The 8,286-nt window shown below is 39.1% G+C and carries 6 protein-coding genes; 2 read left to right on the forward strand and 4 right to left on the reverse strand.

The features are described 5' to 3' along the window. Nucleotides 1-7 precede the first annotated feature (7 nt). Both IB67_RS06845 and recJ read right to left on the reverse strand, forming a co-directional pair. Nucleotides 8-664: a RuvX/YqgF family protein gene (locus tag IB67_RS06845; RefSeq protein ID WP_072758459.1), complete on the reverse strand. Its 657-nt coding sequence runs from the start codon at nt 662-664 to the stop codon at nt 8-10. 4 nt (nt 665-668) lie between these two features. Then, on the reverse strand, nt 669-3,632 hold the full coding sequence (recJ, locus tag IB67_RS06850; RefSeq protein ID WP_498875188.1) for a single-stranded-DNA-specific exonuclease RecJ: 2,964 nt from the start codon (nt 3,630-3,632) through the stop codon (nt 669-671). Nucleotides 3,633-3,810: 178 nt separating this feature from the next. Here recJ and IB67_RS06855 point away from each other — a divergent pair, with 178 nt between their 5' ends. Both IB67_RS06855 and IB67_RS06860 read left to right on the forward strand, forming a co-directional pair. Continuing rightward, the gene (locus IB67_RS06855) at nt 3,811-4,971 is read left to right on the forward strand and encodes an amidohydrolase (protein ID WP_072758455.1); all 1,161 of its coding nucleotides are present in this window, start codon (nt 3,811-3,813) and stop codon (nt 4,969-4,971) included. Beyond that, nucleotides 4,968-5,957 carry a 2-hydroxyacid dehydrogenase gene (locus IB67_RS06860; RefSeq protein ID WP_339747285.1) on the forward strand — a complete coding sequence of 330 codons (990 nt, stop codon included), beginning with the start codon at nt 4,968-4,970 and terminating at the stop codon, nt 5,955-5,957. Before IB67_RS06855 ends, IB67_RS06860 begins: the two co-directional genes overlap by 4 nt. A 49-nt stretch (nt 5,958-6,006) precedes the next feature. Here the strand turns inward: IB67_RS06860 and IB67_RS06865 are convergent, their stop codons facing one another. Together IB67_RS06865 and IB67_RS06870 are read right to left on the reverse strand one after the other, a co-directional pair. Continuing rightward, nucleotides 6,007-7,197 carry an FprA family A-type flavoprotein gene (locus IB67_RS06865; protein WP_072758451.1) on the reverse strand — a complete coding sequence of 397 codons (1,191 nt, stop codon included), beginning with the start codon at nt 7,195-7,197 and terminating at the stop codon, nt 6,007-6,009. Between the two features lie 89 nt (nt 7,198-7,286). Continuing rightward, nucleotides 7,287-8,270: a GGDEF domain-containing protein gene (locus IB67_RS06870; RefSeq protein WP_434223523.1), complete on the reverse strand. Its 984-nt coding sequence runs from the start codon at nt 8,268-8,270 to the stop codon at nt 7,287-7,289. Nucleotides 8,271-8,286 lie beyond the last annotated feature (16 nt).

An 8,286-nucleotide genomic window follows, 5' to 3' on the forward strand; every position in this document is an offset into this window, starting at 1 on the left:
CAACCATCTACTCGTATTTTACATCAACAAGTAGAACATCGGAGCTAAATTCTAAATTAGATAATAGTTGTCTACAATCCTTATTAATTATAACCAAGTCTGGCTTTTTTTCAAGTGTTTTGATTTTATCGTTTAAGTCTTTCCAGACTCTATACACAAAACTTCCCGTTTCGAAGTGCGTGTAAGCTATGTATGGGTCTTTTGAGTAAACCAACGCATTTTCAAAAGTAATTCTATCATTAAAAGGCACTTCTATAAACAACACTGTTTGGCAACTTATTTCTTCTTCCAATTCTAATCTTGAGAGCTTAAATTCTATCGAATTTGAAGGATTATTCAAGTATTCTAAGAGCAGCTGCTCGGCACTAAATCTGTCATCATCGGTCTTACTGAATGTTTTTGCCATTTTTGTAGTCATCCGTTCGTCGATAAAGAAAACGCTCTTACCCATCTTTTTCAATTTTAAAGCAAATTTTATTGCCTCAAACGTCTGCGTTGAATAATTCCCGCTCATCGAAAGTGGCAATCCTACGGCTATTTTTTCGAAGCGTTTTGTCTTTTCGATTATCTCAGATGTCCTCACAGTTCCGCTTTCTGATACAAAAAGCGTGCCGATCGCATAACCACATTTACTTTTGCCAAAATCTATAGCTAATACGCTCATATTTTTACAACCCTTCTAAGATCAATTCCGAATCGTAAAGGTATCTCTCATCAATCAACTTGTACATTTCCTTGACCGTTAATGATTCAATTTGGAGAGTATATTTTTCGAAATAATTGAGTTCGATATGTCTTTCCCGCACTCTTAAGATCTTATCCGGATTAAAATCAACAGCAGATACGATGTCGTTTTTGAATCCTCCCAAATCTTTATAGGAACTCTTGATTACACCCTTTGGAATGTTGTGATTGCTAACGAACAACTCAAACTCTTCTGTTTTCATAGGCAGATACACATTCAATTCTTCTATTGCACTTTTCAACTCCTCTTTTGATGGGAACAACTTTTTCAAAGTCTCATATTTCCTCGAAACATCCTGAGAAGAGTAATTGAGCTGCAAAAGTACGTTTGCATCTCCGCTTACCGAGTCGATTATTTCGCTAAATGTGTATGGGAAATCAAAGAGTCTTACCTCAGCTCTTCCAAATAGCGAAGGCAGAACGTCGTTATTTGTGGATGAAACAAGTCTTTTTACCTTTTTCCTTTTCACCAAACTTGAAATTATAAGTCTTTGGAACGGTGCAAGCTGAGATGAATAAAACACCGTGTCGCGCGCAGGAACTTTTTTAATGTAATTGTTGAAAAACGTCTCAACGGAACTGTGAGAGGAAAAGAGGTAAACTAAGAACGACGCCGTATTGTTTAAAGCTTTGGGTTGGTTACGTTTATCTTCTATTGAGAAGTCTACATTCCCTTCAACCTCATATTCTGGAAGATTCGTATCGAACGTGTAAAGAGTTATGAAGAATGCCTCAGAGCCAAATTTTCTCAATATTCTATCGTATAAATTTTCATCAAAGTGTTTTAAAAATTGAATCTCATTCAAGACTACATAATCGAACTCACTCGGATTAACAAGGAAATCAGCATACACTGCATTTGTTACTACGTGACGTCCCGCTACTCTGTTGACTGAATTGGCGAGTACTAACCCCTGAATGTTGTGGCGCTGTAAACTTTCATAGATATGCATGGCTTCCGTACTTGAGGGGTTAATGATGAGAGTTCTGCCTTTTTTCATTAAACCAAACAAAAAAGCATTTCTGTAAGGAAGTCTGAATCTTAATAGAACAGGACGTTTTAATTCGGCAAGTTCAGAAACTTTCGGAAGCCTCTGGTAAATATCATCTTCAACTCTTTGATGATCGTAATCTTCTTCCTTCTGATTTCTCCAGTTTGACAAGAACGAGTGAAGGAATGTTCTATCCGTGTAGTCATCGTCACTTACATGGTACATCTTTAAATCCAAAACATTTAGCTGAGCACCATTCTCGCTAAGTCTTATGTTAGCAACAACATCCATCTTTAAGAACTGTGGCTGTACTCCGTAAAAATCATTTGAAGGGATTTTTAAACCAAACCCAACACCCTCTATGGATTTTGCATTACCTCTAAGAGTAATTCTTGCATTATATCCGGATTCACCAAAAACTTTAAACCTCTCCACGCTACTGCCTTGAATGAGAAAAACTGGTTCCGGATTTCCGTGTCCATAAGGTTCAAGCAATTCAATAGCCTTGATTATTTCATCATTTATCTCATCTACGGATATCTTCTCGTCAACAAGCACGATTGGTTCAACGCGAACATCATCCTCACTTATGTTATTCCTAATTGCTTCCAATAATTTTGGGATATTTTCTTCCTTCAAACTGAAACCAAGCGCCATCGTGTGACCGCCAAAGTCTTCAAATATGTCCCTGAACTTTTCTAAAAGCTCTATTATGTTTACACCTTGAACGCTCCGCGCAGAACCACGCGCCATTCCATCCTCGATCGAGATAACCATAACAGGTTTATTATATAAATGCACAAGCCGCGTCGCTACTATTCCTATTACTCCCAGATGCCAACCGTACCCATACGCCACAATTATCGGCAGCGAATTTAATCTATTCTCTTCTATCATCTGAACAGCTTCGTTGTATATCTTCGCTTCTATGCTTTGTCTTGTTGTATTGTAACCCAACAACAACTCTGCAAGTTCTGCTGCACTTGCTTCATCTTTTGTGATTATCAATTTAAAAGCATCGTCCGGAGAATCAAGTCGTCCGGCAGCATTTAATTTAGGAGCAATCCTATAACCGATGTCACGCGAATTTATGGCAGAGATACCAAGTTTCTGAACAAGTCTTATGATCCCGAGCTTCTCCGTAGTGTTTAATCTCTTCAAGCCCTCTTTAACAATGTACCGATTTTCATCTACAAGTTCTACCATATCTGCAACTGTTCCTAACGCAACTAAATCAAGGAGATTGTCAACGACAGAGTGGTGTACATTGAGCCTCTCAGCAAGAGCTGATACAAGCTTATAGGCAACCCCAACGCCCGCGAATTCTTTGAATGGGTATGTTTCGTCTTGCCTTTTCGGATTAACAATCGCATCAGCCTTTGGAAGGATTTCCTTAGGTTGGTGGTGATCCGTAACAACAACTTTCATGCCAAGTTCTTTCGCCTTTTCTATTGCCTCAAAAGCTGTAATACCGCAGTCTACTGTTAGCAGAACGTCCACGCCTTTTTCAAAACTCTCCTGCACAAACTGTGTTTGTATTCCATATCCGTCATCAACACGTTTTGGAATGTAATACTCAACATCCCATCCGTTCTCTGAAAGGAACGTATAAAGGACCGCTGTTCCGGTTATTCCATCAACATCGTAATCACCATGGACAACAACCTTTTCCCCATTGTCCCTTGCTTTGAGGAGTATTTCCACGGCTTTCTCCATATCCTTAAACAGAAAGGGAGATCTTAAAACATTTCTTGCCGGATACAAGAAATTCCTTGCTTCTTCAACGGTCTTTACATTTCGCAAAACCAAGAGTCTTGCAACTAAACGACTAACATCCAGCTCCTTTGCCAGCTGGTCCACCAAATACTCATCAACTTCTCTTAATTCCCATCTCATCAGCCCCTCAACCTTTCTTATCAAATTTTCTAATTCTAATATGTATTTTACCACAAAAACGCGAATTTGGCTCATGTAACAGTGTTAAATTTTCAAAAAACTTAATAATTTTAGTTCGCTTTCCGAATCGTCTATGGTATAATTTTTATAGCTATACCAAAGCTCAGGGGGTGTAAATATGAAAAAACTGATTAAGAACGGAACAATAGTAAGCGTAACAAATGGTACTTTCGTTGGGGATATTTTGATCGAAAACGGTAAGATATCTCAAGTTGCCAAGCATTTGGAATGCGAAGATGCGGAGATTATTGATGCCACAGGTAAGTACGTCCTTCCTGGCTTTATCGATGCTCACTCTCATATCGGCCTTTACGAAGAAGCTGTAGGATCCATGCAAGATGGAAACGAAATGACGGATCCAGTAACTCCAGATGTACGAGCAATAGATGCTTTCAATCCATACGATATTGCAATCAAACATGCTTTAAATGGTGGATTTACTACGGTCATGATTGTCCCTGGAAGTGCAAATGTAATTGGTGGACAAGGAGCTATTTTGAAATTCAAATCAAATATAGTTGATTACTGTATACTTAAAGCTCCAGCCGGCTTAAAGATGGCAACTGGAGAAAATCCAAAACGTGTCTACGGCGAGATGAAAAAGATGCCATCCACAAGGCTTGGAATAGCCGCAGTTATGAGAAATTACTTTATGAAAGTGCAAGATTACATGGAAAAGAAAAGACGAGCTATTGAAAAAGACGGCGTATTCCTTGATAGAGATCCAAAAATGGAAGTTGGAGAGCTTGTTTTGAAAGGTGAAATACCTGCTCGAATTCATGCTCATCGCGCTCAAGACATCGCAACTGCCGTTAGAATAGCAAAAGAATTCAATTTCAAGCTCGTTATCGAACATGGAACAGAGGCCTACAAGATCGCAGATTACCTTGCAGAAAACAATGTTCCAGTCGTAGTCGGACCATTTGGCTTTAGAACGAAGATTGAGACTAAAGACCTAACATACGACAACGTTAGAATATTGAACGAGAAAGGTGTACTAACAGCGATAATGGTAGATCATCCAGTTCATCATTTGGAATTCGCTAACATGCATGCGGCACTCGCGATGAAGTACGGTGCAAAGAAAGAAGATATTTTGAAGATGCTCACAATAAATCCCGCAAAAATACTTGGAATAGACGACAAGGTCGGTTCGATAGAACCTGGAAAAGACGCTGATGTTGTTATCTGGAGTGATGATCCGTTCCTGCCACACGCGAGAGTGGAAAAAACATTCATAGAAGGTAATGAAACACACTGGTGGGGTGAAAACGAGTGAGCACGGCTAAAGTATTCATAACCTATGCAATACCTGAAAAAGGCATAAACCTTCTGAAAGAAAAGTTTTATGTTGATGTCTATGACGGAGAAGACTTCTTGACCAAATCCGAGCTGATACGAAGATCCAAGGATGCTGATGCTATTGTCACACAGCTGAGAGACCCAGTCGATAATGAATTCATCGAATCACTTCAAAAGGCAAAAATCATCGCTAACTACGCTGTTGGATACAACAACATAGACGTTCAAGCTGCTACGCAGAAAGGTATTTTCGTCACCAACACTCCTGGAGTTCTTACTGAAGCGACTGCAGACATTGCATTCGCGCTATTGCTCACTGTTGCAAGAAGGATAGTCGAATCTGATAAGTTTGTAAGGGAAGGAAAATTCACTGGCTGGAAGCCAAAACTATTTCTCGGATACGACCTTTTCGGAAAGACCCTCGGTATTATAGGAATGGGAAGAATTGGTCAGGCAGTTGCACGAAGAGCTCTCGGATTCGGAATGAATGTAGTATATTATAACAGACGTCGATTGCCAGTGGATATAGAAGAAAAGTACAATGCCCGATATGTTGATTTAGATACTTTAATTGCCATCTCAGATTACATATCTATCCACACACCATTTACAAAGGAAACATATCACTTAATCAGCGAAGAGCGAATAAAAAGAATGAAGCCAAATGCAATTATAATTAACACTGCCCGGGGTCCCGTTATCGACGAGGTTGCGCTATACCAAGCTCTAAAAAACGGAAAAATAGCTGGTGCCGGTTTCGATGTGTACGAGAACGAACCATTGCTAACACCTGGTCTTGAGAAGCTTGACAACGTTGTTTTGTTACCTCACATCGGTTCTGCGACATATGAAACAAGAGACAAAATGTCTGAAATGGTGGCGATAAACGTAATTGAAGCTTTAGAAGGTCGAATTCCTCCAAACCTTGTTCCTGAGCAAGCGGCAATTTATTCGAGAAGATAGAAAGACAAAACCTCCGGTTCAAACCGGAGGTTTATTATTTTAGGGATACTTATTGTTTAACTGCCTTCGCCATCTCAATCGCTAATTTTCTCAGCTTTTCAAAATCTTCCTCTTTCGGTGAGAAGTTGACTTCCACTGGTTCGCCAACAAGTTTCCATTTGTGTTTTTCGATATATTCGAGAATACCTTTCACTCCTCCACCACTCCAGCCATACGTTCCAAAGACGCCAAAAACTCTGTTCGGCAAGCCTTTATGAGCCAAGTTTATCACCAAATTTTCCATCGGTGGGAATATCCAGTTGTTATACGTACAAGTACCGAGGATTATGCCCTTGAACCTCCAAATTTCGTTGATTATAAAGCTTTCATGCGTTGTAGATGTGTTCATCACACGGATATTCTTTACACCCTCTTCGGCAAGCACCCTTGCAATATAGTCAGCCATCTTTTCTGTGTTACCGTACATCGTTCCGTACGCAATAACTACACCCTCTTCATACTCGTACTTGCTCCACCTATCGTATGCACTGACTATATGTTGCGGATTTGTTCTCCAAACCGGACCGTGTGTTGAGCATATAACTTTAACTTCGATTGAATTCAACTTTTGGAGAGCTTTTTGTACCATAGGGCCGAACTTTCCAACGATGTTCGAATAGTACCTTCTAATTTCATTTTCGAAGTACTTGACATCGACCTCGTCATCGAATATTCCACCATCAAGCGAACCAAAACCACCGAAAGCATCACCCGCAAAGAGAATCTTATCTTTGGTGTCATAGGTCATCATCGTCTCGGGCCAGTGGACCATCGGGGTCATGTAGAACTTGAGCGTTCTGCTGCCAAGATTGATTTCGTCGCCTTCTTTTACTTCATAGAAATTTGCTTCAAGATGGTACATAGCTTTTATAAATTCAAAAGTCTTCTTGTTCCCAACAATCTTAACATCTGGAAACTCGTGAACTATTGAAGCTATGGCTCCAGAGTGATCAGGTTCCATGTGATTGATGATAAGATAATCCAGAGCCTTGCCATTTAAAATCTGCCTAATCTTTTCAATATACTCCTTCATCTTGTTAACCTTAACCGTGTCAATGAGTGCTGTTTTCTCATCAACAACCAGGTAGGAGTTATAAGAAACCCCCTTTGTTAGTGGCCAGATATTCTCGAAAAGGTGAGTATCCCTATCATTCACTCCGACATAATAAACACCGTCTACAATCTTTGCAACAATCTCCATCATAACACCTCCATTGTTAGAATTTTCACTACTATTTTATCATATGAACGTCTTTATATCAAGTACAAAGTTATATATAATACGATATGTTATACTTGCTTTGCCTTCATTTTTCTTTTGTGTTCGTACATGAGCTTATCCGCTTCTCGAAGGAGTTCATCAATGTTCACTTCTTGAGAAATATCAATCTCCCTTATTCCATACGCAACCGACACAATATCGCTTATCTTAGATACTTCTCTCTGAATCCTTTCAGCAACTTTCACAGCATCTTCCTCATTTGAACCTACCAATAACAAAAGAAATTCGTCACCACCGAATCGAAATGCATAGTCCACGTTGTAACGAGTTGAAGAAAGCAGTATCTTGCCGAACTCAATTAGAAGCTTATCACCTTCACTATGTCCCTTCGTATCGTTAACAATCTTAAAGTTGTTGATGTCCATGTATATTATTGTGAGCTCTTGATTGAACCTTCGAGTTCTCGATATTTCTTTTTCGATTATTTCGTTGAAAACTCGCCTGTTGTACAATCCGGTGAGAGCATCTTTTGTGGCGAGTTCTGATAACCTTTTATTCAATTCTTCTAACTCAAGCGTTTTTTTCATTAGCTCTCGCTGAGTATTCGTAAGTTCGTTGTTAAGCTTTGAAATTTCTTCAATAAGTTCGAGATATATTTTGTTCTGTTTTTCTGCGTATTCTTTTATTATTCTCCTAAATTGGTTTATCTGCTCATTATTAATGGTGCTCAAATCTTCGTATAATTTCTTTAGTTCTGCTACTATCCGTGTCAATATAATAAGATATATACACTCGTTCTTGAGCATTATTCCAGAAACGAGAAATTCAATTATTTTGTCATCAACCTTGAAATTCATGTCCCAGTTCACTTGAACTTCGCTTTCCTTGAGATCAACGAGAAAAGCTAAGAATTTTGTTCTGCTTCCATCATCCAGCACATTAAGAACAGTATCTGCTTTAGAACTTGCAAACACCTTAAAATCATCGGTTAATACGTCGATTATTCTCCCATTTTCATCTATGCAAACTATTGTTTTCTCCAATCCAGACATGTATGTTTACCTCCAA

The organism is Fervidobacterium riparium, assembly GCF_025370035.1.
Lineage (GTDB): Bacteria > Thermotogota > Thermotogae > Thermotogales > Fervidobacteriaceae > Fervidobacterium > Fervidobacterium gondwanense.

Coding starts and splice junctions, on each gene's coding strand:
- IB67_RS06845 (WP_072758459.1), bottom strand. CDS start 664: ATGAGCGTATTAGCTATAGATTTTGGCAAAAGTAAATGTGGTTATGCG.
- recJ (WP_498875188.1), bottom strand. CDS start 3,632: ATGAGATGGGAATTAAGAGAAGTTGATGAGTATTTGGTGGACCAGCTG.
- IB67_RS06855 (WP_072758455.1), top strand. CDS start 3,811: ATGAAAAAACTGATTAAGAACGGAACAATAGTAAGCGTAACAAATGGT.
- IB67_RS06865 (WP_072758451.1), bottom strand. CDS start 7,197: ATGGAGATTGTTGCAAAGATTGTAGACGGTGTTTATTATGTCGGAGTG.
- IB67_RS06870 (WP_434223523.1), bottom strand. CDS start 8,270: ATGTCTGGATTGGAGAAAACAATAGTTTGCATAGATGAAAATGGGAGA.